17 protein-coding genes and 2 pseudogenes are annotated in these 22509 nt (G+C 56.8%); 7 read left to right on the forward strand and 12 right to left on the reverse strand.

Annotation, left to right across the window (positions count from 1 at the left end; genetic code table 11):
* Together JQ567_RS29840 and JQ567_RS29845 are read right to left on the reverse strand one after the other, a co-directional pair.
* Positions 1-224, reverse strand: a pseudogene (locus JQ567_RS29840) (ABC transporter substrate-binding protein); the annotation flags it as partial.
* A 270-nt stretch (positions 225-494) separates the two neighbouring features.
* Positions 495-2063 (reverse strand): winged helix-turn-helix domain-containing protein, encoded by a 1569-nt coding sequence (locus tag JQ567_RS29845; RefSeq protein ID WP_212442138.1) that lies wholly within the window; start codon positions 2061-2063, stop codon positions 495-497.
* A gap of 161 nt (positions 2064-2224) precedes the next feature.
* On the opposite strand from JQ567_RS29845, the gene JQ567_RS29850 reads away from it, so the two are divergent.
* Positions 2225-2440, forward strand: a complete 216-nt coding sequence (locus JQ567_RS29850) for a DUF1127 domain-containing protein (protein ID WP_212442139.1) — start codon at positions 2225-2227, stop codon at positions 2438-2440.
* Between the two features lie 212 nt (positions 2441-2652).
* On the opposite strand, the gene JQ567_RS29855 is transcribed toward JQ567_RS29850, so the two are convergent.
* Complete coding sequence (locus JQ567_RS29855; RefSeq protein WP_212442140.1) at positions 2653-3609, reverse strand: ABC transporter substrate-binding protein; 957 nt, start codon at positions 3607-3609, stop codon at positions 2653-2655.
* A 260-nt stretch (positions 3610-3869) separates the two neighbouring features.
* Between JQ567_RS29855 and JQ567_RS29860 the strand changes: the two genes are divergently transcribed.
* A complete protein-coding gene (locus JQ567_RS29860; RefSeq protein WP_212442141.1) occupies positions 3870-4436 on the forward strand; it encodes a hypothetical protein in 567 nt (188 codons plus the stop codon).
* A gap of 181 nt (positions 4437-4617) precedes the next feature.
* Here JQ567_RS29860 and JQ567_RS38950 read toward each other — a convergent pair whose 3' ends face one another.
* From JQ567_RS38950 to JQ567_RS29880, 4 genes are all read right to left on the reverse strand, one after another.
* Positions 4618-5385, reverse strand: a complete 768-nt coding sequence (locus JQ567_RS38950; protein ID WP_212442142.1) for a YARHG domain-containing protein — start codon at positions 5383-5385, stop codon at positions 4618-4620.
* 455 nt (positions 5386-5840) lie between these two features.
* Positions 5841-6872, reverse strand: a complete 1032-nt coding sequence (locus JQ567_RS29870; RefSeq protein ID WP_212442143.1) for a hypothetical protein — start codon at positions 6870-6872, stop codon at positions 5841-5843.
* A 398-nt stretch (positions 6873-7270) separates the two neighbouring features.
* Positions 7271-7672 carry a hypothetical protein gene (locus JQ567_RS29875; protein ID WP_212442144.1) on the reverse strand — a complete coding sequence of 134 codons (402 nt, stop codon included), beginning with the start codon at positions 7670-7672 and terminating at the stop codon, positions 7271-7273.
* A gap of 313 nt (positions 7673-7985) precedes the next feature.
* Positions 7986-8306, reverse strand: a complete 321-nt coding sequence (locus tag JQ567_RS29880) for a hypothetical protein (protein ID WP_212442145.1) — start codon at positions 8304-8306, stop codon at positions 7986-7988.
* Between the two features lie 194 nt (positions 8307-8500).
* Here JQ567_RS29880 and JQ567_RS29885 point away from each other — a divergent pair, with 194 nt between their 5' ends.
* Positions 8501-9196: a response regulator transcription factor gene (locus JQ567_RS29885; protein ID WP_212442146.1), complete on the forward strand. Its 696-nt coding sequence runs from the start codon at positions 8501-8503 to the stop codon at positions 9194-9196.
* Here JQ567_RS29885 and JQ567_RS29890 read toward each other — a convergent pair.
* Entirely contained in the window at positions 9156-11129 is a 1974-nt protein-coding gene (locus JQ567_RS29890; RefSeq protein WP_212442147.1) for an ATP-binding protein, read from the reverse strand. The two genes, JQ567_RS29885 and JQ567_RS29890, sit on opposite strands and share 41 nt — an antisense overlap.
* Before the next feature lie 1810 nt (positions 11130-12939).
* On the opposite strand from JQ567_RS29890, the gene JQ567_RS29895 reads away from it, so the two are divergent.
* The 4 genes from JQ567_RS29895 to JQ567_RS29910 all read left to right on the forward strand — a co-directional run bounded on the left by JQ567_RS29895 (position 12940) and on the right by JQ567_RS29910 (position 18108).
* Positions 12940-15489 (forward strand): hypothetical protein, encoded by a 2550-nt coding sequence (locus JQ567_RS29895; RefSeq protein WP_212442148.1) that lies wholly within the window; start codon positions 12940-12942, stop codon positions 15487-15489.
* 514 nt (positions 15490-16003) lie between these two features.
* Positions 16004-16384: a DUF6946 family protein gene (locus JQ567_RS39130; RefSeq protein ID WP_409363642.1), complete on the forward strand. Its 381-nt coding sequence runs from the start codon at positions 16004-16006 to the stop codon at positions 16382-16384.
* Between the two features lie 159 nt (positions 16385-16543).
* Positions 16544-16945: a hypothetical protein gene (locus JQ567_RS29905; protein ID WP_212442150.1), complete on the forward strand. Its 402-nt coding sequence runs from the start codon at positions 16544-16546 to the stop codon at positions 16943-16945.
* A 755-nt stretch (positions 16946-17700) separates the two neighbouring features.
* The gene (locus JQ567_RS29910) at positions 17701-18108 is read left to right on the forward strand and encodes a hypothetical protein (RefSeq protein WP_212442151.1); all 408 of its coding nucleotides are present in this window, start codon (positions 17701-17703) and stop codon (positions 18106-18108) included.
* A gap of 1289 nt (positions 18109-19397) precedes the next feature.
* Here JQ567_RS29910 and JQ567_RS29915 read toward each other — a convergent pair.
* The 4 genes and pseudogenes from JQ567_RS29915 to JQ567_RS29930 all read right to left on the reverse strand — a co-directional run bounded on the left by JQ567_RS29915 (position 19398) and on the right by JQ567_RS29930 (position 22496).
* Positions 19398-20339, reverse strand: a complete 942-nt coding sequence (locus JQ567_RS29915; RefSeq protein ID WP_212442152.1) for a D-2-hydroxyacid dehydrogenase family protein — start codon at positions 20337-20339, stop codon at positions 19398-19400.
* Between the two features lie 11 nt (positions 20340-20350).
* Positions 20351-21175 (reverse strand): alpha/beta fold hydrolase, encoded by an 825-nt coding sequence (locus JQ567_RS29920; protein ID WP_212442153.1) that lies wholly within the window; start codon positions 21173-21175, stop codon positions 20351-20353.
* Positions 21172-21643 (reverse strand): annotated as a pseudogene (locus tag JQ567_RS29925) (2,4'-dihydroxyacetophenone dioxygenase family protein). Before JQ567_RS29925 ends, JQ567_RS29920 begins: the two are co-directional and overlap by 4 nt.
* A 148-nt stretch (positions 21644-21791) precedes the next feature.
* Positions 21792-22496, reverse strand: coding sequence for a glutathione binding-like protein (locus JQ567_RS29930; protein WP_212442154.1), 705 nt, complete (start codon positions 22494-22496; stop codon positions 21792-21794).
* Positions 22497-22509: the final 13 nt, after the last annotated feature.

Here is a 22509-nt window from a genome sequence, read left to right on the forward strand (position 1 = left end):
GCCTTCCCCTCGGCGAAACGCGCCTCGATTGTGATCGTCTCGCCCTCAACGTAACCTAGATCGCGCAACCCTTGCCGAAAAGCCTCTTGGAACGGCGCTACATCTGATTGGGAAGCGATCCAAACAACGCCAACCCTTGGTAAAACTCCCGACTTCTGCCCCCGCGCTTCGAACGGCCATGCCGCTGTGACGCCAATCCCGGCGATGAATTCGCGCCGCCTCATTGAGCCTCCGGAGAAAGTGCCTCACTGATGTCTGACCTTAGCACTTTGCAGAGTGGCGAGGGCAAACAAATGGGGCGGGTCGAGGTCCGTTGTGGGTCATTCGCGTCGTTTTGACCGGACCGCGGCGACTTCCGGTCTACCCCAGTGAACGGACATTCTCAGGATAAGCGGGCATGTCTCAAAGGTGCCAAAAGGCGACATCGCGCGCGCACTCCTCTGAACAGTTTTCTGAGTGGTGACTTTGCGTTACGAGGAGTCCTTTGGGCGGCGTTAGTCAGGGACACCGGCGCGGCGAAGCCCTTCGTAATAAGTCTCGAACTTGTCGCTAACGACCGGAAATCGGCGAACGAGCAGACTTATTGAGAATTGCGGGTCGAGCCCGAGCAGCGTTTCCGCGGCCGCCTTCGCCTCTGCGTCTCTGCCCATCAAGGCTGCGCTCGAAGCAAGAGCGGTCCAGCCGGGCAGAAAGTTCGGATTGTGCTGCACGGCTCGATGGGCCCAGTCACGTGCCAGTTCGAGGTTTCCACCGACCTGGTGCACCAACGCCAACGCGTGAAAGATCGCGTAACCACGGGAATCTCGCGGGCTGAGCCGTCTTGCATGGTTGAGGTGCTTGATAGCAACTTCGGTATCACCAGCCCGCGTCCTGACGATGCCGCTTTGCAAGTAGGCGTGCGCGTGGTTCGGGTTCACGGATAGCGCCTCGTCGATGTAGGCGATGCCTTTCGCAAGATCATGAGCGAACCAGGCAAAGCATTGCCCGGCGGTGCCGAGCATGAGCGGATCGAGGCGGTCTGCGCAAAGCCCACGTTCGACGAGATCGAGAACCTCGGCACGTTCTCTCGGCTCGTCAACATCCCAACCTTGTATATGCCTTTGCATGTAGGTGCGCGCCGCCAAGGCGTACGCCGGAGCAAACGTCGGATCAAGCGTGATCGCTTGAAGGCAGTTGCTCAGCATGGCCCGAACGGCGTCACGCGTGAATGCGTCGGTCAACGCCAGGGCGCGCAGGTAGTAGTCATAGGCGCCCAGGTTCTCCGGCCGCTTTCGTCGTGTGCGCTCGATTTCAGCAAGCTGGATCGTGGGTTCCAGAATGCCCACGATCGCCTCGGTGATCCGGTCCTGCAAGTCGAACAGGTCTTCCGCTTCTCCATCGTACTTTTCGCCCCACACATAGTTGCCGGTGGCCGTATCGACGAGCTGCGCAGTGAAGCGGACACGGCTGCCGACCCGCCTGACGCTGCCTTCCAACACATACCGTACGCCAAGCTCGCGTCCGATCTGGCGCACATCCACGGTGCGATTTTTGTAAGTGAAGCTTGAGTTACGAGCGATTACGAATAGCCAGCGATGCCGTGAAAGCCCCGTCAATATGTCCTCGGCCATGCCGTCGGCGAAGTATTCCTGCTCCGGATCGCCGCTCATGTTCTGAAACGGCAGTACCGCGATGGAGGGTTTGTCGGGGAGTGCAAGGGCGACTTTCGACGGTTCTGCCGGGTTGTCGGCAATTGCCTCGCCTGAAGGCTCATGCGCTTCCAGCACCGGGCCGACAAAACGGAAGCCCTTGCGCGGCAGGGTCTTGATAAGGCGTTGTTCAGACCCGGTATCGCCGATCAGGCTCCGAGCGATATTCAGACGGGTCGTCAGTGCCGCATCGGATACGATACGCCCATTCCAGATGGCGCCGATGAGATCATCCTTGCTGACGACGCGCTGCCTGTTGCGGATCAGGTAATCGAGCAGGTCGAAGACCTGGGGCGCGACAGGGACGACGTCCGCCCCGCGACGCAGTTCGCGCCGGTCAGTGTCGAATGCGAACTGCTCGAAAAGATAGCGCAAGCTGCCGTTCCCTTGGGACAACCCCCATCGCCGGTAGGGAGCTCTGGCACCGCTTAGAGCGCAAAGCGTAAGCCGCTGGTGAGGAAAATGTAAGCCCAATGTTAAGTGCGTCGTGCCCCGTCCTGACATCCTCGTCCGGGATATTTTCAGGAGATACCTCAATGAGCACGGCCCATAGTGCAGCCGAATTTGGACATACGACCGACTCAGATTGGCGCGTCTTCAGCTCCCTCACGAGTTGCTGGGTTGCGTTTCAGGAATGGCGCAGACGTGGAAGGCTGCAAGCTGAATTGTGCAACCTGAGCGATCGGGCGCTAATGGATATAGGTATTGCGCGCGGCGAGATCCGAGGTACCGAGCCGCGGAGAGGCTTCTGACCCCCTCGATGAATGTCTGTCATCCGGCACCGATCAATGACCGGACTGGGGCACATGGTTTCCGTGGCTCGACTTCCGGTTCGGGTCAATCGCGTTGATCCGACCGACCGCAACTCACTTCCGAGCTATCCCCGGAAACGGACATGATCAGAGCCGCAGGGCATGTCTCAGAAGTGCCACTTCCGGACTCATGCATTGCAGCAAACTGCTCCTCACTCGATCACCTCGTCGGCGCGGGTAAGAAAAGTTTCTGAAATATTCAAGCCGAGAGCCTTGGCTGATTTAAGGTTGATGACGAGGTCGAACTTCACCGGTTGCTGAATGGGCATGTCAGCTGGCGTTGCTCCACGCAGAATCTTGTCGGTAAACTCAGCAGCACGCGCAAAAAGGTCGATGAAGTTCGCTCCGTACGAAATCAGGCCGCCCGCGTCCACGAATTCTCTAAAACCAAAGATGGTTGGAATCCTTGCGGCGGTAGCTACTTTGATGATCTTGGACTTATTGGCATTTGTAAGGGGTTCACTATACACGTACAGCGCGTCAGTGTCGCTCGTCAGTGTTGCCATTGCTGCGTCAATATCGTCGGCCGTTTGGATTTCGAGTATGTTGGCTTCTATATTCAGCCGGGCGGCTGCCGCTCGAATGCCAATCACCTCTTGCGTAACACCCGAGTAATTGGTGTTAACCAGTGCAGCGAAACGGCGGACATTCGGGATGATGTCTCTCATCAATTCAAGACGTTTGCTGCTGAGTTCACCGGGCTGGATGGAAAGTCCTGTAACGTTCCCGCCAGGCCGGGCCAAGCTCGCGACGATTCCGTTGGCGACCGCATCACCGTAGGCGGCAAATACAATTGGAACGCTTGCCGTTGCTTGCTTTGCGGCCACAACGCCGTAAGCCGACGTAACGATCACATCAACCTTTAGCCGCACGAATTCAGCGGCGAATTCGGTGATTTGCCGAACGTCTCCTGCTCCCCAGCGATACTCGATCTTGACATTGCGCCCATCCGTCCAGCCAAGCTTCGACAGTCGTTCCACGAATGCCGCCACCCACGCCCCATGAGAAGCTTGCGTTCCAGCTACGAGGAAACCGACAACCGGCGGCTTCGCAGTTTGTTGTCCATAAGCCGCTGAGATGGAACCGATGGCCACGCCGCTCGTCAGCAATATGAATTCCCGTCGCCTCATTCTATCACCCGGCGTTCTGACCACTGCATTGGATCGACCCATACAAATAGGCTTTCGGCCGCATCTTGTTAATCTGGAATTATCCTCCCACGTCGGAAATGGTCAAAAGCTGCCCTAGCAGGCTCGAAACGTGACTTCCGATCCTTCCCCGAAAGCAGACATCCGGAAGGCGAGCAGGCATGTCTCAAAAGTGCCAACAGGCGACTTAGGGTCACATGGGAATGGGGTCGCCAACCGTAATGGCCAACTTCTCGGTGCTGCGATCAGCCTTATTGAACCCGAACAACGCAAACCCGAAAAGCAATTCAAGGCAGAATTTGAGGCAGCCGCGCCGGGTATATTGGCGCGCTTTGCAGCGCTTTGAGTTGAAAAATCGGGCAGACGTAAAATTAGAGACATCGCCTCGCATGGCGGACTTCGCTGTTGCCATCACCGCCGCAGAAGAAGGCCTGGGCTGGGAGCCCGGTACATTTATCGCGGCTTACGAGGCCAACCTTGAACTTGCGATGATAGATCTGACCTCTCAGGATCCTTTGATCGAGGCCATCTCCAAATGTCTTGCTACTCACGAGGGGCTGATTGTTGAGCCCGCTACCGAACTCCTGCGGCTACTGGAGAAATCAGTGCCCGTCGAAGAAGCCAGGAAGCGGAACTGGCCAAAGCAACCCAATCAGCTCACACGCTCGCTGAGGCGGTTGGCGCCCGTAATGAGATCGATGGGGATTGAAGTCGAACTGGACTTTGAACGAGATAAGGAAACAAACATCAAACGAATTAGGATCACTTCACCTCGGCCGACAATGTGACCTGAACCAGGTAATTCACCATTCTCATCATTTCATCGTTTTCTGAAACGATGAAAACGATGAGAATGGTTTTTTTGCGAGCGTGAACTTAGGGACGGCTACCGCGAGATGGCCGAGGCCAACGGCGTCAACCTTGAAGGCCCGGTCCTCGAACGCTGTCGCTGAGGACGAAGGACCCGGACTAGCTCCGCTCGCCGATCAGCTTGCAGGGCATCGCGACCGTCTCCTTAGCGAGTTCGACGACCGAATCCTGCGGCATCCCGCATTCCAAGAGATTATAGATGAAGACCTTGCGGCTGGAACGGGCCCGGATCGTCACCCGCGGCGTGCGGTCGAAGACCTTATCGGTCAGGCGGCGATCGAAGGTCGGCGCCGGAATCGTCGTCACGTTGGCCGCCTCCGCGGAGACGTCGAACGCGTGGATGCCGAGCGGCACGTCGCCGGGCGTCTGATCGCCGTCCGCCCGTCTGCTGTTGCCGTAGTAGGTCGCCTCCACGTTGACCATCTCGCCGTTCTCGACGAGCTTCTTCAGCGCCGCCGCAGAAAGCTCGATCCTGAGGCTGATCGCCGGGAAGGTCTCGCCGTTGGCAAGCGTCGCCGTGCAGTGGTTGCGCCCCTCGAATTTGACGATCTCGGCGACCGTCTCGCGTTCGCGGTCCGACAGCGGCAGGTCGCGAATCTCGTCGTATTTGCACCCGGCGTTGCCGAACGCGGCAACGGCCTTCGGAGTCTTGAAGCAGTAGCCGGCCGCCTTATAGATCGCGTTGCGCTCCTGCCAGGCCTGTTCGCAGGACGGGGTCTGGGCCGCGGCGACGGCTGGCAGCGCGACGAATGCGAGGACGGAAAGGACGGATGCGGGACGCAATGGAGACCTCCGGAAAAGGATTCGAAATCGGAAAACACCAGTGCCATATGGGCGCCCCCGCGCGCAATCGCCCAGCGTCTCCATTGTTAACGATGCCGCCAGTCAGCGGAACCGAACCCAGGGCAATTTCCAGTTCAAGGCCACCAAGCCCGGGACGACGGCGCTTGGCCTTGAGGAGGCCCACCGCGAGCTCCGGATCTCCCCGGCAGAATTTGACGAGGTCGCAGTTGATGCTGATAGATGGGCCGACGACCAGTAATCCGAACGCTGCGGGGGGGGGTGGGCGATCTCCGTGCTCCACGAGGTCGGCGTCATCTTTGATGCGAGTACCACGGCTGGACGCAGGATCGCGCGGAATCCCGACGCCCGAGGCCGAACGTTGCAGATCGTCGTGCAGAACCCACGCGCTGGTGTCACGCCGGAAGCGGTGCAGTCGCCGGAGTGGATTGGCTATAGACTCCGAAAAAGTGGCCGCGCCCCCATCGGGCGCGGCCTCCTCCTCTTGATGCTCGGGCGAGAGTTATCGTTTAGCAGTCTCGTCAGCACCCTCCGAAGAGCGTCTTGCATACGAAGCCATTCCGACCGACCAGATCGTTGTTTGCACCTGGGCCCTGCGTTATGTCTTTCCGAGCATTTTCCATTGTACGTCCGACGAAGCCGTCTCGCCCAACGAGATCATTATTCGGTCCAGGTCCCCGCGTAATGTCGTTCACAGCGTTGTTTAGCGTCTTGGCGGTCCATCCATTTTTCCCGACGAGATCATTCGAGTCACCGAAGCATCCGTCCCCGCCGATACCATCCGACATGCACTTTTCCAACTCTCGGAAGGTCAGCCGGGAAGCCACGCACCCTGCTGCTGCATAGGGTTGGCCGCCGGTCTGGGCAACACATTGCATGGCAATTTGCTGCTCCGGATTCAGGTTAGCGTTCAAAATCTTCGCGCCCGCGCAAGTCGCGAAAGCAATCGCCTCGCCTTGAGAATTCGCGGCGCATTCAACGGCGGCGCGCTGCTCCCTGGACATATTCCTACCAAGGATCGTTGTGCCTGCGCATGTGGCGAATTCCGAGAGACCGTCAGAGCGCTTGGCACACTCCAGCGCTGTGCGTTGATCTCTGTTTAAGCGATCTCCAATGAAACGATTTCCCAAACAGCTTGCGAAGGTGTCGGAATCACCATCAGAATCGTACGCGCACTGCAGCGCGAGCCGCTGGTCCTGGCTGAGCTTATTGCTAATGAGCCGTTGCGCCGCGCAATTCGCGAAACCGTTCCGGTTCTGAGCAGATTGCTGAGCGCAGTCGACCCAGACCTGATGATCTGGACGAAGAATTATCTGCCCCCTGGCGCATTGCGCGAACGCACCGACGTTTGTTCCGACGCTCCTCGCGCAGAATTGTGCGATCTCCTGCGGAGTACCGCCCGCCGGCGGCGGTACGATGGGCGGCGAAAATGGCATAATCGCTGGTGGCGGCAGATGGACGGGCGGAAGAAGGTTTCCAATGAGCTGCGCGGGGGCTTCAGAGGTGGACAAGGTCAGCGTCAGCATCATCAAAGACAGGATTCGGGAAAGCATGGCGTGTTCCTCTCTGTTAGAGCCATCTTGTTGCATAGCGGTCGAGACAGTCGCAGTGTGTATCGGCTCCCGTCAGAGAAGTCGTTCCCGCACTTGTCGGATGCGCGAAAGACAAGCGTCGGCTAACATCACCCAACGTTTGTCGGATGGCGAAATTCCCGGCATCATGCCCGACTGTGTCGTTCGTGTGCAAAGCGTGCGAGCTTGGCAAGCTTTCCGAAACAACGTCTTATAAAGACAAGGACCTCGTGGGGCCCTGGTCGAAGACGCTTAGCGGCCCGTAATAGCAAAAGAGGTCGCCTGCTGGAGGCGACCTCTTGAAGAAGCGTTTGGCTTTCCAGTATGCGCCGTTCGTAACACTCAGCGTATTCTTGGACGCGACTGATCTACGTCTTACGTCATCGATTAAATAGCGCCCGAGGATCATAGCGAGGGTCGGTCGAGCCTCCGCGGCCGGTTTGCTGGTTCTGAGCCTTGTTTCGCTCAATTCCGTCTTTTGCCGACTGGACCGCGGTGCCGACAGCTCCACTTCGAAGCGTCGATACGGCACCCGCAGTTGCTCCGCGGATAGTGCCGGTCACGGCGCCGCCAATCAATGCGTTTCCGATCGGATCGGGCCTAATTGGAGGGTCAACGCGTTCCAGACGCTGCTGCTCCTGAATCCTGCTTCGCTCGGCGCGATTGAAGTCTGCTCCGCAGCCAGCGCATTGAGCCATCGCCGACGTCGTAAAAAGCGACGTAGCGGCAACCAAAACGATGCCATAGAGTGGGTTCTTGGCGACTTGACTTAGGTTGGTCATTGACCTTCTCCCTGATTGGTTTTGAACGATACCAGCCGTCACGGCCTAAACGTACCGATTATTCGCGGCTAATCATTCCGGCAGTTGTCCTCCTCGGGCACGGCACATGTCTACGCACGCAGCGGACATTTGTCGGATTGGAGAGGAAATACACTCGAAAGGCGCGAGAAGAGCCCTCCGATCTCAAACGACGGAGGCGACGTCCTGCAAGGTCCAGCGAGATATTACAAGTACCAACGGACGGTGCCACGCAACGACCTATCCGTCGTGGCGTGGCAAGGCCGAAGCGAGTGGCGATCTATCGATCATCGTCCTATTGCACGATACCGAGCATGCCGTTCACGTTACAGGGAATACCAATGGGTTGGAACGGGCCAACAAAAACCCCCACAGGTGTCGCGCAGTACGGGCTCAACGGCACCCCATAAGAGCGTGCGACACCGGCCGCGACATGATCGAGCGGACGGTTGATCTGCTTATGTGCCTGATCGAGTGCGCGGCCAGCTCCGCAACCACCGCAAGCACCTTCGATAATGTCACCGATGAGACCGCCGGCAACTGCGGGCGGCGCGAAGGTTGCGGCAGTCGCCGAGACGATGGCTGCGGCGAAGAAAGTTGCAATGCGTTTGTTCATAGTTAGTCTCCCTGTTCAACGTTCAGCGGCGTGTTAGCCGCCATGACAAGAGGAGTACCGGTTCACCAAAGCGAAATCATTCCCGCGGTTGTCCTACACCGATGGGGCAGATGTCTGGTGGTCGTCACCCGACATCTGTCGGGTTACAAACGGCACCGCTTTGACATAAACAAGCCGTCAAGAGCGAGGGGACCATGCGAAGCGCCGACCCGTTGTCAATATTGCTGCTGGAGGATCAGGGCCTTGTTCGCGCCGGGATGCGCGCGCTTATCCAGGTTTGCGAGCCCCTGGCCGCGATTCAGGAATGTTCATCGTTCGATGAAGCCGTGGAGAGAGCCTCGAACCACCATTTCGATATCGCCTTCCTTGACATTGATCTCAAGACCGAAAAGTCGGGGCTCGACGTGTTGCGGCATTTGCGAAGTCACGATGAGGATACGCGCGTCGTCATGTTATCGGGGCGCTCGGAACGAGAGGTGGTGATGGAATGTATCGGCGCTGGTGCCAGTGGTTTCATCCTAAAGGACATGGAGAATGATGGCGTTTTCCGTCGGGCCTTAGATACCATCTTCCAAGGGAGCATTTTCCTCCCAGCTAATGTTATCGGACGCGGTGCATTCTCGCCTACCGCAGCCTCGCGGCCGGGATCGATTGAAGGGCTGGGGTTGTCCGGTCGCAGTTTGGAAGCTTTGTATTATCTTTGTCAGGGGCTGCCGAACAAGACAATCGCTCGAAGAATGGGCATCGAGGAGGGTACAATCAGAAAGGACTACGTCCCTAAACTCTTTCGCGCATTTAAGGTCTTGCGACGAACCGAGCTTGTCGTTGAGGTCGCCCGGCGCGGCCTCGTCATACCGCGACCTCCGCAGGAAGCTGATAGACCTCACTGATGTGACGTATCAGATCCTTCGGCAACACAGGCTTTCTCAATATTCTAGTCGTCATCCTCTCATCAATCTGCAGAACCTCGCCGGTAAGCACAATACTCGGTACAGTTTCACCAAATACGCCCTTCACGGCCGCTATTACGTCGCTGGCGCTGCGCCCGTCCGGCAGGCGATAATCGGTGATGATCAAATCAGGTGGGCGCTCCATAGACGGCAGCGCGCCTTGGAGTTCATGCAACGTTGCGAATGACTCGGACAGAATGCCGTATGTCTCGAAAATCGCAATTGTAGCGCGCCTGACCAGTCGGTCATCTTCGATATAAAGAATATACAAACCTTCGACCGAGCCTGCGTCGATCCCACTGGCCGGACGATGATCGTCGGCAATGAACTCTTGGTCATCTGCACGCGGAAGCGAAATCGTAAAACGAGTGCCACGGCCTTTCTCCGAGCTCATTTCCACGCGATGCCCGTCAAGCAAGTTTGTGATCGCGCTGACGATTGAAAGCCCTAAACCAACGCCTTTCTCACGATCCCGCTCCGGATTGCTGAGTTGAACAAAAGGTTTGAATACCTCTGGCCAGGCTCGCCGTTCGATTCCGATTCCGTTGTCAATAATCTCGACTTTCACCCTTCCGGGAACCACTGCAATCAAAGTCTTTGCCCCTTCCGGTTTCGTCGGATCTGAGTACTTCACGGCGTTGTTCAACAGATTTGCAACGGCGCGAGCTAAGAGGTGGCGATCACTTCGAACGAATACGCGCTCTCTTGCCGAGTGGCGCACCACAAGTCGTACGCGTTGCCGCTCCGCAAGCGGCTCAATGGAACGAACAACTTCGTTAACGACTTCGTGAACATCAAAATCTGAATATTCTGCCTGAACAAAGCCAGACTCAAGCTGAGATATGTCGAGCACAGCGTTGAAAGAAGATCGGGTAAGCCGTGCCGCGTCCTCCGCAAGCGTGAGATAATGTGTGCACTTGTCCTTTTCGTCCGACTTTAAGGCGTAACCAGCAGCCTCAATTAGATTCGCCAAGGCTTGCATCGGCTGCCTGAGGTCGTGAGCAGCATCAGCTATGAATTTCGATTTGGCGGCGCTTTGACGCTCGGCTTGAGCTCGAAGCTCATCTTTGAGCGCGACTAACGCTTGTGTTTTGATCTGCGTATCTCGTTCCGATTCCGTCAAAGAGCGATTTACCGTTTCTAGCTCTGAGTTCTTCTGCTTCAGCGAAAGCCCCGCATCGGAAAGCGCACGCTCGCGAGCGAATGCATCACGCGCTGACCGCTCAAGCTCTACCGAGACCACATTGCCAACCAGCGCGAATGACAGCAGATATGTGTATGCCGCCGAGAAATAGTACTTAAGAACCGACCCGGATAGCGGCATCTGACCTTCGTTAACCGCATATTGTAGCAACACGGCACTAATGATGAGGAAACTGATGTTGAGCTTCACTATCGCCCGCGAAAGCAATCGCAGAAGTCCGAACGTGAACGCCATGACCAACGAGAGCCCGCCGTAGTAAAAGAGGTAGTTGAACGGAAATGGCGACGTCAAGATCATTGCCAACAATGCCGTGAAGGCCGCGACTCCCGCGAGAGACAATGTGATCGAGGCAACACGCTCTTCGTACACCAGTTTTGTAAACAAGACGGCGCCAGCGATCACGAGAAGAATCAGACCGACCGTGCGCCATGCAATGATCTGATAAAAGAAGGGCGTAAACTCTGGCGTATTTCTGAAGTGAAAAGAGTCCCAGGAATAGAAAGACGTCCACGTCAGTATCGCCAGGACTACGGCAGCTCGCCGATGTACAGCGTACCTTCTCGAGTATTCGACAAGAAATTCTCTTTCGATTTTCGGATCGAACCTGCCCGGCGGAATAAACACCGCTTTTAGGAAGGACAAAAAGTCTCTCACCGTGGAGCTGTTCATACGCGGTCGAATCCAATTTTATCATGCATGCGGGTGTAGATATTGTCTGGCGGCTTCGTTGCTTCGCCCGCAAAATAGATATTTGAATTGCAATCAATAGTTGGGTAAACGTATCGTTGCTTACCGTTACCGTCAATCGATTGAATTGGGCCGCGGCCAGTTGATCGGCTCGTCCCGGCAGCCGTCCCTTCGCAGCTATGCCATGGTCCAGACGAGGACCGAGGAGGCGTATTGTACCCCGTTCGGCGCGTCCGCCTTGCGGGCCGGGCTGTTGTGACGCGATCTGCAAGACCTGATGTCGCTCGACTTGGGCTTGATCGTCAACGGCGCCGCCCAGATGCCCGCAGAGTGCGAGAGGCTTGCTCTCATCAAACGCAAACCAAGTCGGCGCCTTGAGCGGTTCAGCGTCGGCGTATTCGCAGAATGACCTGAGCGGCACGACGCATCGGTTGACGGGTTTGAGCCAGCCCCGCCAATGCGGGCTTTTGACGTTGCGGATATTGGTGACGGAGCGCCGCCGAACTGCGGCGGTCCCGCATGCGCCAACGCGCCCATCGTTTACTCCTCATCGAAGGAACGCCAACGTCGTCGACGGAAAATCGAAAATCCAATTTTGGCAGGCTTAAGCCAAAGCTTGCGCCTACGGCGACAGAGGACTACCCCACAAACGCACCCAAAGTTGCCGTCAAAAGTCCGCTTGGGTCGGTTGTTAGCGGAATTGGCGGCTAGACTGCTTCGTGTCCACTTCTCTCTAAACCGCGGACATCAGATAGGATCACTTCACCTCCGCGAAAGTTGTGACTTGAACCAGGAAAATCACCATTTTCATCGTTTCCATCATTTGGCTCCGAACGATGAAAACGATGGAAACGATAGTTCTCGATCATAGACATACGTCATGAACAAAGGCGCTCGCTTGTTGGTCGTCTCTCATCGTTGATTTAAGACCAACGAGGGCCTGAGAACGCCGAATTTTAATCCAACCGCTGTTCTTGGCTTTTAGGTTTGCGACCCACGCGCACTGCGGGTTCTTTTCTTTGATTGAAAAATTGCGAACCTCTTGAAGAAACCCAGAGAAAACATCCTTTGTGGTTCAAAGAACTTATCGACACTCCGCGACCGCTGGCACCCGAGACGTCCCGATAGGGATCTTGCTGCGGGCTCTGCTTTTGGAATGGAAAGTAGCCTGCCCCCGCCGCGACGGCGAGTTGCATCGGGTATTGCCTGGACTTGGAAATCCGCAACCGTGGCCGCTCCTGCGGATCGGCGGAGGTCGCCCCCTCCTCCATTGGAATTTCCGTCGGCGGTTCTGGGCGGCGACGCTCGCTGAAAGGCTCATAACCGGCTTTTCCAGAATAGCGGACCCGGATCAGAGAGCTAAATTGTTCAAGTCAATCCAACCACTCTTGAACGCGCGCGAGCACGCTCAGCGATGTGCGCTGGGCGCGGTTCGATACGTTCATCCGAGAATGGTCGTCGAAACCGCACAGATGAAGAGCCATTTGGCTGACAGAGAGTCGTTGGCCGCCTACCAACTGGAGGCGAGCAGAATGAAACAGACTGACAAAGCCGCCGCGAGTAGCGCCACCCTCATCTCCGTTCCTGGGCGGGACGAGCCGAGTTGATTTTTATCGATATGCCCCGTGATGCGTCCTCGCGTGCGCCGCCGCGTTGAACGCGCTTTACGGCTCCCTTAGACGTCTGGTCGGTCTCATCTAACCAGCAGTTTGACAAATGGCGGATCGCATCTCAGACTGATGCCCACAGTTTTTCAGACTTGCCGCTCCGACATTGCAACTTTGAGGGTTTCATGAAGGCGTTTAGATCGCTTCACAAGAGTGGCATTTTATCGGTTGTCATTCTGGTCGCGAGTTCGATTTCAGTTTCAGCATTTGAGCAATCGAATTTCCCATTTCAGGAGCGAATATTCTCTGTCTCCTATACGGGTGGCTACGCTTCCCAAGCAACAGTGAAGAAAAACGACGTCTTCATAACGGGTGATCAAGTAACGATAAGCAGCTCAATCCTTTCCAACGGTGGCGATGTCGTAATTATAGCAAATGACGTGCTAATTGCCGCTCCAATAGATACCCGCGTTTATCTCAATCACGGCGAATACTTCGCGCAGGCTCCACAGTGCGAGTCTCAATCAGTGTCGTTGCGCAATCTCCCCAACGCGATATCAGCCTACAACGATTACTATCTGAAGACGTTGGTGTGGGATGCATCACGAAAATGGTGGCAGTTTGGATTGATGACCACTTTCGCGGAAATGCCTCAGGGACGCACACCTCCACACTGCAGAGGCATCGCAAACGGCACAGACGCTCCGACCGAGCCTATTCTGCGAGCAAATACGCGGTCGGGCAGCATAACCATAGTGGCAAGCACAATTCGTTTTTGTGATGACTGTCCGGACGCGCGCGAAATGAACTACAATCCGATTAGCGTCCCGAGTTATCCGTCACGCGCTCAATCTGATGATACCAGTCCAATGTTTCCGGAATGCCACGAATTTGGAGGTGGACGTCCACTCCGACCTGCATCGACGGATTCATTAGTGGCCGAATCGCTAGTGCGGTTGATTGAGGTTCCTTTCAAGCTGGACCGCATACGAACAGACATGCTGTTGGTTACGTCTGGCATGGAAGCTGGTAGGGGGGGCGTCGGTCAGACTGACGGCTGCGTGTTTCCTGGAAACGCTAGATTTCGCTGCACCATAGACATCTTTGGCGGTAGGTCCGGAAGCGCCGGGGAATCTGGGCCATCGGGCAATATTCGACTTGTACTGGTGAATCAAGCTGGAAACAGTTCTGGCTATAGAGGGTCAGACTATTATGAAGCATTTGCGTCCTATCGTAGTCCGAAGGTTCGCAAACATTTCCTCATAACCCCAGGTTTTGATCGGCTCCAGAGGATAGCCAATCGATGCGTCTTTCAGACGATTGGGCTTTCTACGGAAACCGATGGCCGAGAGCATGGTATGCTGGACGTGATCCACGCCGACACGGCGACGGCATTGGAAATTGCTGGCGCGGCACTTGCCCGAATAGATGCTCGAGTAGAGCGCGATTATGCTTCATTGGTTAGCAACGACGCGACAGTTCTCCGTGGCATGACGCCATCAGAGCATTTCACCCTTTTTCTTTTAAAAACTGTTCTGCGGATGCAAAATCACCTTCTTCTGAATGCTTCGAATACAACAAATGCAACGTCGCCAACCGTAGACAAAATTTTTCAAGGTCTCTCTATCGGAGCGCGATTTGGACCGAGCTTAAGGAACGAACAACAAGAGCTGTTAAGAAAAGTTGCGCAGCTCGCGAACCTTCATGTCGAGCAACCAAGAAACGGCCTTCAACTCGTCGCTAGATATTTGGTCAATGCAGACGGCTTGTTCGAACTGACTGGGCAGGACGTTTCTGCGCAATCTGCCAGTCTTGAACTAGGCTTTGAGCTGAATCTAATTCGACAGAAGATTGTTGAGCTTGCGACCGAGATCGGATCACTGCGTATCGATCTGCAGGAGTATTTTTCCGCAGGCCGCGAACAGGAATTAGCCTCGGTCGTATCAGAGCTGCGTGGGCAGGTGTCAAATATAGAGCAGAGAATTAAGAGTCAGAATGAAGACCAGGGCTTCGCAGAGTTTGCCAAGTGGTATGGCGAACTAGCAAAGCGAGCCCATGACGGGATAATTAAGCCATATGAAACAGGTGACGCCGCGTCATCATTTCGCGATATGCTTTCTGCAGCGAAAGATATCTATACACAGATAACGGAGTTCGGCAAAAAGGATCATACGCTGTATGAGCAAGCAGAACGGTTGAGAGAAGACGCGGAAGCCGCTAGCAAGTCACTTATGAGCTATCTTCGGTATGTTGAAACCGAGCGCGACAGTATACTTCAAACGCGATTTTCGCGTCTTCGTGAATTGTGGAATGCAAAGCGGAGTCTACTGAAGAAGCAGTCTCAAAGAATAACATTGTTGGACGAGGCTCTTCGCCAGTCGCTCGTCCATTACTTAATTCAGAAAACCCCTGCGCAATGGTCAACCAACTTGAACGCGCTTGCTCAGTTCACCGATTTGGATAGCCCTGCGCAAATTGTGCTCTCAGCCCAGACGCGGCGAATGAGCTGCACAGATGCGGATACGGTGGATGACAGCAATTTGCGCGATACCACTGCTACTGTGCAATGTATTAGAGTAGCCGCCCGTGGTCAGGAGCTCTTGATTTACGTGTTCGCTGGAAACGAATTAGGACGAATCCCTGTTGCGCATTTGCTTCCCAATCAGACGCCGAAGACAATCGCGACCTTTGGTGCGTTCCGAGGTAGGGATTATCAGCTGATCGAGAGACAATAGGTAGAAACTCAAGCACCCGTTGCACTGAGCGAATTTGGCGTCACTGACCGTTCAGCATGCTTGTCTACTTCGAGCAGGCGTCCCTGCACCTGGCTTGTTCGTGCCGCTTTTGCTACCGCATGGTGGTCCGACAGGAAAAGCGTTCAAACATTAGGAGGTCCGAAGTGCGGAAACATGCAATCTTAGCTGTCCTCGTAGGGGGGACGATACTTGTAGGCCTAACGCCCGCCGATGCCCTGTGTAACCGGAAGCGAAATGGCATTTGTATGGAGGGCCAGCTCGCCAGAGGGCTGAATGCAGACTGTACCAGAACTTGCAAGATTGCTTTCCGTAATGGCAAAAAAGTTGAGATAATTGGTGCTTTGATCAGGGAACGCTGATGCTTGCTGGTACCGGATTGTATCCGAAGATCGGTTGATTATCTGCCAGGTTCGCATCACTGTAGATTACCTTGCATTATATCCCTCCAAGGTTCGCCCTGGTAAAGTCAAGCAATCGCACCATCGCTGTTGCGGTGGAGGGCAAGGTCAATGAGTCCTTCGGACCCACCATCAGAGAGTGGTACGTGGACCCATCCCCCGGAAAGCAGCAGCGGCTTGCGTTCCTTTGCGATCTGGTCGGGGTACAATGCCCACCTCCGGGTGACGCCCATTATCAACTGTTTCACCGCACTGCCTCGGCTGTCATCGAAGCCGAACGTTTTAAGACCGACGATGCGGCGATGGTCGTACATTCCTTCTCGCCAGAGAACAAATGGTTAGATGCTTATGCGGCGTTTCTCAATCTCTTCGGTCTAGCTGCAAGGCCAGGACAATTGGTGAGCACGGAGCTGCCAGACGGGCGGCCCCTTCATTTTGGATGGGCCGAAGGTGACCCTCAATTTTTGTCAGCGTAAACGACATGCGAGGACGCTATCGCAAACAGTCGTTCGCGAAGCATTTCGTTTGCGTGACACCATTGTTGTTTCGAGGCGCGGAGTGCGCGCAGCAAACGATCATGAGGATGACGGGCCTTTTTGGTTACAAGAGTTGACCGTCTCAAAGGAAGCAGTGGGATGATTGAAAAGAAGCGCAACCAAGCTGCGGCGCGACGAATTGCAAGGCTCGCGTACCCGTATCCTGGTTGCTGCCTATGTGGGCAGACGGTCGGCGAGGAATTTGCCCACCTTGATCATGAAGCCTCCAACAACGATCCGGACAATCTGGCCTGGCTGTGCAATCACCATCACTGGATGTACGACATTGGTCTATTTTCGGCTGCTGCGTTGAAGCTCCAACGCACTCACTGGCAGGAAATGAAGGGCAAACGCACAAACGCCTTCATGAAAGACGCTGGCAAGAAGGCTGCCGCTACGAGAGCAGCAAGAGGCATCGGCAGCGAGATGGCGAAGAACGCCGTTGCGACGCGTCGAGCAAACGCACTGAAGGTCCAAAATGGGGAAGCTGCAAAACGCTAGGATGGGGCCGGCAATTCCGTTTCGTCGCCGATCCAACCTGCCGATCGCTATTGGCGCCATCGCGATCGCTGTACTCGCCTTCGCCGCGACTGCCGTCTTTCTGAATTGGCAGGTCCAACGCTTCAAATTTCAAAAATGGAACGAATCTGGCGTACGGCTGGTCCATACGCGCAGGGCCGCTGGCCGGTGACGCTTTGTACCTCGGCGTCACACCGAATAAGAACGCTGGAATGGTCAATACGAATGGTGCCGTTTGGCGAGGAGGTCAAACTATTCCGTTTGGCTACGTCATCGCACCCGGTAAACAAGGACCCTCTGATAAGCCACTATACGTGGGACTTGACAGCAGATGCGCTGGTGCAGTGGCGAACAATCCCGGTCATCAAGGTTGCGCCATGAGATTGCTCGGATTTAGCTACGTCCCAGCGCCGTAGTTTGGTTCGTAGGTGTGTGTGTGTGAGAGGCGACGCGCCTTGCAGTGTGCCCCATGCGAATTTGCTTTCCAATTTCCGCCAGACGACGCAACGCTGAGCCGAGCAGCCGCAGCCGTACCCGCGTGGAGAGCGAGCCCACGCTTTTGGATTTGATGATGCTTGCACCACGAGGGCGAAGGGCTGACCCAAGTACAGAGAGTGGGCCCGTTTGCCTAGGACCTCGGGCCTCGCCGCGGCCAGACGGCACAGTTTTGATGGGTTGCTGAAGGTAGGCGAATGATTGGACCACCCAGTAAAACGGAATGGGATACATCGAGGCTGTTGGCCGAGGGACGCGCCTATCTCGATAGCGACGATTTGTCTTTCGAGGAAATCGCCTCGCAGGTCATCCAGAGCGCCACCGTTATTAGCAATCGGATCAAGCCCTATGACGATGCGCCTCTCGGCGAGGAAGATGGACGGCAGATCATCTTTGTCGTTCGCGTAGCGCTGGAAACCAACGACCTACTTTACAACGCGCGTGACGGCATGCGCGGTCGCTACTGGCAAAGTCCTGACCACGGCTTCGCCGCGACCAAGTACCTGATCGGCGAGTTGATTCGCGACCTGGTGGATTTTTCGGAGCGCTGCCCGCCTGCGCTGCCCGATAATTGCGAGCCGATGCGCGCCGAGGACATCAAGGCTTCGTTAGAGAGGATTTCAGCAAAGGTGTGGGCCTCGGGAAAATGATCACAATGGCCAGTGGCTGTTCGAGGATGATCCGCTCAAGGTGGCCCGCTGGGAGAACAACGAGAAGTGCGCTAAAATCCATGTCGGATGGTGGCGGCAGTCTCCGATCAGCGGCGATCTTGAGATCAAAGGAGCCCTTCTCGGGATCGATAGGACTGAATACATCCCGCCGCGAAAGCGGGCTCGTTCCTGTCAGATACACAAGTTCGGGTTCACCTGAGCAAAGCCGGTGGCTTGTTGTATGTTCAAGTGTATGTAGGAACTAGAACATTCCGAATAACATAGATATTGCAATGTCTTATTTGACTTCTCGGCGGACTCCCTCGTAACCGAGCCCTGTTTTGAACACCCGTGGAAATTGATTTTTTCTGCTCTGCGGGATCGGAGGCTGCGACGCCTCATCCGAGAAACCGCGACGAAGGGAAACCGAAGACTGGTTTCTTTCGTTTGCGCTGAACCAAACTCCGGCTCGGAGCGGCCCAAACTCTTAAGTATTATGCCGCCCAAGGGCAAACATCAGCGCTCGCTCGGTTCCGGCTTCAGCCACCGTAAGGGCACCCGATCCGGGGGCCGATCCGGGGGTTACATTATGGAAATACGAAAAAACACAGTAAATTCAATTACATATGGCGGAGAGAGTGTCAGTCAATCCCCATTGAAAGATAATGCATTTTCGACCTTCCTAGACCAAAACCTACCGTTTGAGCTACCGCCAAAATGGAATTCCGCCTTCGACAAAACCTGACCCGCCCAATAGCCCGTCATCGACAACGCTGGCATCAAGCGACTAGCGAAAGGCAAATTGCCGTCGCACCGCTCGGCCGGTCGCCGCCAGTCGTGGAATCCAATGGTGGCTCATCCAGATTCTGGCCCAGCCCATCAATTTCTGTCGGCGGTCGACGTCATGAAAGAGCCATAGCGCGGTTTCGCAAGGAAACGTAGCGCGGAGTAAGGTGGCACGCTGTGGCGTGGTTGCCCGGGGGCTTGCAACACCCATTCTTGCGATTGATTAAATGCGTTGTTCCGGGATTGGGGGCGTGGACGTTTGCCCTCCGAAGGCAAAGGTCACACGTTCGAATCGTGTCGGGTGCGCCAATGAATTCAACGAGTTGCGCAAATCATCAAAAACGCCCAAAAATCAAAACTCACCACGGACTCACCAACAAAATCTCCATACTGGCGTGTGATCGGCGGCTCGGTCCGCGGGAATCTACCGTGCACGTGGGTTGGGCCATGTATGTGCGACGGGACCCACGCGAACTTGAGGTGAGTCAGAAAATCCGCCGCCGTTACGACGACGGCCCCTGCTTCTCAAGCCACGAGGCAATGTTGGCGGCGGCATCGCCGTAGAACGTGCGATAGAGATCCTCGGTGACGTAGCCGATGTGAGGCGTCGCGAGCACATTATCTAGCTTTCTGAAGGGGTGATCCGCTGGCAACGGCTCGACTTCGAACACGTCGACGGCAGCGCCGGCGATCCGGCGTGCTTGCATCGCTTCGATCAGGGCCACCTCGTCGACGATCGGACCACGCGATGTGTTGACGAGTCTCGCCGTCGGCTTCATCGAGTCGAACTCGGGCGCCCCGATCAGGCCTCTGGTGCGGCCACTCAGGACGAGATGCACCGTGACGACATCCGCCTCGCGGAACAGCGTCTGCTTGTTGACGAGAGTGGCGCCGGCAGCGCTGGCCTTCTCCTCAGTCAGGTTCTGGCTCCAGGCGATCACTTTCATGCCGAAGGCGAGACCGATGCGCGCGACCTCTCTTCCGATGTTGCCCAACCCGACGACCCCGAGGCTTTTGCCTCGCAAGTTCGAGCCGAGGCCGGTCTGCCACCCACCCGCCTTCAGCGAGGCGGCCTCCCGGTCGATGCCCCGCATGCTCGCCAGGATCAGCGACCAGGTGAACTCGATGGTCGGAGTGGAATCGTAGCCCGTCGCGGTGACAGCGATGCCGAGATCGGTCGCCGTCTGAGTGTCGATGGAGGCGTTTCGCGGTCCTGTCGAAGCTATCAACCTCAGGTTCGGCAGCTGCTGCAGGATCTCCCTTGTAAGCGGCGTGCGTTCGCGCATGACGCATACCACCTCGAATGGCCGCAACCGTTCGACGACGGCCGAAGGATCGGCGACATCGTCGTTGAAAACGGAGATCTCGGCGTGCCGTCGGACGGCAGACCAGTCGGCAAGCCGCAGCGCCACGTTCTGGTAGTCGTCGAGGATCGCAACCTTCATGGGCCCCTCCTTCACTGCTTGGCGGCAAAGAACTCGACCAGAGTTCCCGCTACGCCTTTGGAATCGTTTTCCATCGGAATGTGGCCTGCCGACTTGATCCGGACGAGCTTCGTCTCCGGAATCTCGCGTGCGTAGCGCTCGGCATAGTCAACCGTTTGGAATCCGTCGTCTTCACCCCAGACAAGCAGCTTCGGCGTCTTTGACTGCAGCAGAGCCGGCAGCATCTCCATGGTGTAGCGATGGTCGGCAGCGCCGGCGAGCGCCAGCCACGAACGGGCAACCCTCGGGTCTGTCCAGGGATCGAGATATTCGGTGATCTCGGCTTCGCTTGCGGGGCGGCCGAGCGCCTTCACGACGGACACTCGGCGCGCGGCCAGAACGTCGTCCCGTGTCGTGGCGGCAGCCACCGCTGGATCCCGGAAGCGGGCAACGCCAGGCACCGGCCAGGAATCGTACATGGTTCCATTGACCACGGCCACGCGCGGCACCTCCACCTCCTTGGCGAGCATTAGATGCTGCGCCACGCCTCCGCCGATGTCGTGGCCGGCGACCATGACCGGACCCTCGTGCCTGAGCGCTTCGAGGAAACGCAGCAGCCAGGCGGAGAGACGCGGGACCGAAGCATCGCTTAGCAGGAGCTCACCTCCGGAACGGCCGAAGCCGGGGAAATCGACCGCCACCGGGCGAAGGCCCGCGGCGGCGATGCCGTCGAGCACGGGCTGCCAGACGCGGCTCCAATACGTCCCGTGAAGCAGAAGCACTAAGGGGCCGCCCTCACCCGCGGTGAGATAGCTGATCGGAATGCCGCCTACGTCGACTGTCTCGCGCCTCGTCATTGGACGATCCTCCTCACATGGTCCTTGCCGAGCCCGACGGCTTCGTAGTGCCTGATCGCGTGCTCCAGCTTGGTGAAAACGCCTTCGTATCCGAGCGCCTCGCCGTAGGGATCGACGTAGGTGTACCCGCCGGTCACGTGAAAGAGCGTGGCCATCTCCTTGACGTCATCCGGAACGACGAGGGTGTGCGTCTCGCCGGGCGGCTCGAATGCGAAGTCGCCTGGGGTCGCGACCCAGTCGTGCTCGAGGTAAATGCCATCTTCCGCGCAGCGTGAAGGCATGCACCGGTCCGGAATGGCGGTGGCGCGACAGCACGCCCGAGGACCGAACCCGCAGGATGTTGATGTAGTAGCCCTGGCTGACATTCAGGACGAGCGGCCTGAACGCGACCGTGTCCGACTGGGGGACCCATTCGCGCTCGTCGCCGTCAAGGTCCAGCGCGGAGCCGACGAATACATCCGGCACCATGCCTGCGGGCTGAGGTTTCTGATAGGCGATCTTGCTCTGATCGATGGACCGGCGCTCGGGCGCCTGCTGTTGCTCCGATGAAGGCTTGTCCGTCATTTTCTCCTCAACCATGCAATGGGACGTCCGGAAACTTTTCGCCGCTCTGCCGTCAGGCAGCCGACGGCCTGCTTGCGGTTTGTCCGAATAGGACCTTCTTCCCTTCTTCCGTGACGGTTGGACGGTTCGAATACGGCTCGCCCCTGGCGTAGGCCCGCTGCGTCCCGGGGCGCTGGCGCACGGTCTCGAACCAGCGCTGCAGGTTCGGGAAGTCGTCCAGATGTTGCTGCTGGCGTTTCCAAGGGACGATCCAGGGATAGGAAGCCATGTCAGCGATGCTGTAGCCGTCGCCAGCGATGAACGTGCGGTTTTCGAGATGACGGTCGAGCACGCCATAGAGACGGTTCGTCTCCCTCACGTAGCGGTCGAGCGCATAAGGAATTCTGCTTGGCGCGTAGATGCCGAAGTGGTGGTTCTGTCCGGCCATCGGTCCCAGCCCGCCCACTTGCCAGAACAGCCATTCCGTCGCGGCCTTGCGGTCGCGCAAATCTTTCGGCAGGAAGCGGCCGGTCTTCTCGGCCAGGTACAACAGGATGGCGCCCGACTCGAACACGCTGATCGGTTCGCCGCCATCGGCCGGCGCGGTATCGATGATCGCCGGCATGCGGTTGTTCGGTGAGATGGCGAGGAAGTCGGGCTTGAACTGATCGCCAGTGCTGATGTCGACCGGGTGGATGGTGTAGTCCAGTCCGGCTTCCTCCAGAAACATCGAGATCTTGTGGCCGTTCGGCGTGGGCCAATAGTAGAGGTCGATCATTTCGGTCTCCTCG

The sequence above is a fragment of the Bradyrhizobium sp. AUGA SZCCT0431 genome (assembly GCF_018131065.1).
GTDB lineage: Bacteria > Pseudomonadota > Alphaproteobacteria > Rhizobiales > Xanthobacteraceae > Bradyrhizobium.

What these genes read in the sequence shown, in the direction of transcription:
- JQ567_RS29850 (WP_212442139.1), top strand. Translation starts at nt 2,225, where the DNA reads ATGAGCACGGCCCATAGTGCAGCCGAATTTGGACATACGACCGACTCA.
- JQ567_RS29860 (WP_212442141.1), top strand. Translation starts at nt 3,870, where the DNA reads ATGGCCAACTTCTCGGTGCTGCGATCAGCCTTATTGAACCCGAACAAC.
- JQ567_RS38950 (WP_212442142.1), bottom strand. Translation starts at nt 5,385, where the DNA reads ATGGAGACGCTGGGCGATTGCGCGCGGGGGCGCCCATATGGCACTGGT.
- JQ567_RS29870 (WP_212442143.1), bottom strand. Translation starts at nt 6,872, where the DNA reads ATGCTTTCCCGAATCCTGTCTTTGATGATGCTGACGCTGACCTTGTCC.
- JQ567_RS29875 (WP_212442144.1), bottom strand. Translation starts at nt 7,672, where the DNA reads ATGACCAACCTAAGTCAAGTCGCCAAGAACCCACTCTATGGCATCGTT.
- JQ567_RS29880 (WP_212442145.1), bottom strand. Translation starts at nt 8,306, where the DNA reads ATGAACAAACGCATTGCAACTTTCTTCGCCGCAGCCATCGTCTCGGCG.
- JQ567_RS29885 (WP_212442146.1), top strand. Translation starts at nt 8,501, where the DNA reads ATGCGAAGCGCCGACCCGTTGTCAATATTGCTGCTGGAGGATCAGGGC.
- JQ567_RS29890 (WP_212442147.1), bottom strand. Translation starts at nt 11,129, where the DNA reads ATGAACAGCTCCACGGTGAGAGACTTTTTGTCCTTCCTAAAAGCGGTG.
- JQ567_RS29895 (WP_212442148.1), top strand. Translation starts at nt 12,940, where the DNA reads ATGAAGGCGTTTAGATCGCTTCACAAGAGTGGCATTTTATCGGTTGTC.
- JQ567_RS29905 (WP_212442150.1), top strand. Translation starts at nt 16,544, where the DNA reads ATGATTGAAAAGAAGCGCAACCAAGCTGCGGCGCGACGAATTGCAAGG.
- JQ567_RS29915 (WP_212442152.1), bottom strand. Translation starts at nt 20,339, where the DNA reads ATGAAGGTTGCGATCCTCGACGACTACCAGAACGTGGCGCTGCGGCTT.
- JQ567_RS29920 (WP_212442153.1), bottom strand. Translation starts at nt 21,175, where the DNA reads ATGACGAGGCGCGAGACAGTCGACGTAGGCGGCATTCCGATCAGCTAT.
- JQ567_RS29930 (WP_212442154.1), bottom strand. Translation starts at nt 22,496, where the DNA reads ATGATCGACCTCTACTATTGGCCCACGCCGAACGGCCACAAGATCTCG.